Origin of the sequence: Mesorhizobium sp. M7D.F.Ca.US.004.01.2.1 (genome assembly GCF_003997785.1) — a bacterium.
In the GTDB taxonomy this organism is placed as follows: domain Bacteria; phylum Pseudomonadota; class Alphaproteobacteria; order Rhizobiales; family Rhizobiaceae; genus Mesorhizobium; species Mesorhizobium loti.
This window is the reverse complement of sequence record NZ_RZRQ01000636.1, coordinates 1-1,504: the sequence shown is the minus strand read 5'-3', so window position 1 is coordinate 1,504 and position 1,504 is coordinate 1. Positions and strand designations below refer to the sequence as shown.

At 62.8% G+C, this 1,504-nt stretch carries 3 protein-coding genes; 1 reads left to right on the top strand and 2 read right to left on the bottom strand.

Translation table 11 applies throughout. The annotated features are described in order from the left end of the window. Nucleotides 1-256, bottom strand: a 256-nt coding sequence (locus EN993_RS35685) for an MFS transporter (protein WP_127266229.1), incomplete at its 3' end; no start/stop codon positions are given. An 87-nt stretch (nt 257-343) separates the two neighbouring features. Next, a complete protein-coding gene (locus tag EN993_RS35680) occupies nt 344-559 on the bottom strand; it encodes a hypothetical protein (protein ID WP_127266228.1) in 216 nt (71 codons plus the stop codon). On the opposite strand from EN993_RS35680, the gene EN993_RS35675 reads away from it, so the two are divergent. After that, nucleotides 546-1,504, top strand: a 959-nt coding sequence (locus tag EN993_RS35675; RefSeq protein ID WP_127266227.1) for an IMP dehydrogenase, incomplete at its 3' end; no start/stop codon positions are given. The genes EN993_RS35680 and EN993_RS35675 overlap by 14 nt on opposite strands.

Sequence of the window (1,504 nt, the reverse complement as noted above, 5' to 3'; positions counted from 1 at the left end):
AGGCGATCGAGCCGACGATGAAGACCGCGATCGCGGCACGAAAGACAGTCTTGGCGCCGAAACGGTCGGCCATCCAGCCGCTGATCGGAATGAAGATCGCCAGCGATACCAGATAGGCAGTCAGCGCCAGCTTGAGCGCGATCGGGCTGGTATCGATGTCGATTGCGATCGCCGGCAGTGATGTCGCGATGACGGTCGAATCCATGTTTTCCATGAAAAGGGCGACCGCCAGTATGAGCGGGATGGTGCGGTTCAAGGAACGCGTCCAGACTTGAATGTTGCGTTGCCGGTTGCATGTCGGCCTTGAGGCGGGCGGTTACCATGCCTTCGCCGGGATGTCGCATTAATTTGCTGTCACTTTTGTGCGACCGGCAACCACAGGTGGCATCTTTTCGGGCGAAAAGTCACCTTTGCGGGAGCGCGAAATCATCGGCTTTTCATCGGCGCCGGGACGTGGTACCAGCCAGCGCCAATCCTGAAAGGGAAGAAACGAGTCGGCGCTGTCCATTCCGGTCCAGCGCTTTTTTGTATTCCGAGGGCTGGCCATGGCAAAAATCATCGAAACGTCCACCGGCGCATTGGCGCTGACCTTTGACGACGTGCTGCTGCAGCCCGGTCATTCCGAGGTCATGCCCGGCGAGACCGATGTCCGCACCTGCATCGCCGGCGACATCGACCTCAACGTGCCGATCCTCTCGGCGGCGATGGACACCGTCACCGAGGCGCGGCTTGCCATCGCCATGGCCCAGGCCGGCGGCATTGGCGTCATCCACCGCAATTTCTCGCCGGCCGAACAGGCCGAGCAGGTGCGGCAGGTCAAGAAATTCGAATCCGGCATGGTGGTCAATCCCGTCACCATCGGCCCCGACGCGACGCTAGCCGACGCGCTGGGCCTGATGCGCAGCTATTCGATCTCGGGCATTCCTGTGGTCGAGAACGGCGGCAGCGGCGGCCACAAGATTGGACGGCTGATCGGCATCCTGACCAATCGCGACGTGCGCTTTGCGTCCGATCCGGCGCAGAAGGTCCATGAACTGATGACCCGTGACAACCTGATCACGGTCAAGGAGAACGTCGACCAGGATGAAGCCAAGCGGCTTCTGCATCAGCACCGTATTGAAAAGCTGGTGGTCGTCGACAGGCAGGGCAATTGCGTCGGGCTGATCACCGTCAAGGACATCGAGAAGTCGCAGCTCAACCCGCACGCCACCAAGGACGCGCAGGGCCGCTTGCGCGCCGCCGCCGCCACCAGCGTCGGCGATGACGGTTTCGAGCGCGCCGAACGCCTCATCGATGCGGGCGTCGACCTTCTGGTGATCGACACCGCGCATGGCCACTCGCAGCGCGTTCTGGACGCGGTGACTCGCGCCAAGAAGCTCTCCAACTCGGTTCGCATCCTGGCCGGCAACGTCGCCACCGCCGCGGGCACGCAGGCGCTGATCGACGCCGGCGCCGACGCCGTCAAGGTCGGCATCGGTCCGGGTTCCATCTGCACCACCCGCAT

What these genes read in the sequence shown, in the direction of transcription:
- EN993_RS35680 (WP_127266228.1), bottom strand. Translation starts at nt 559, where the DNA reads ATGATTTTTGCCATGGCCAGCCCTCGGAATACAAAAAAGCGCTGGACC.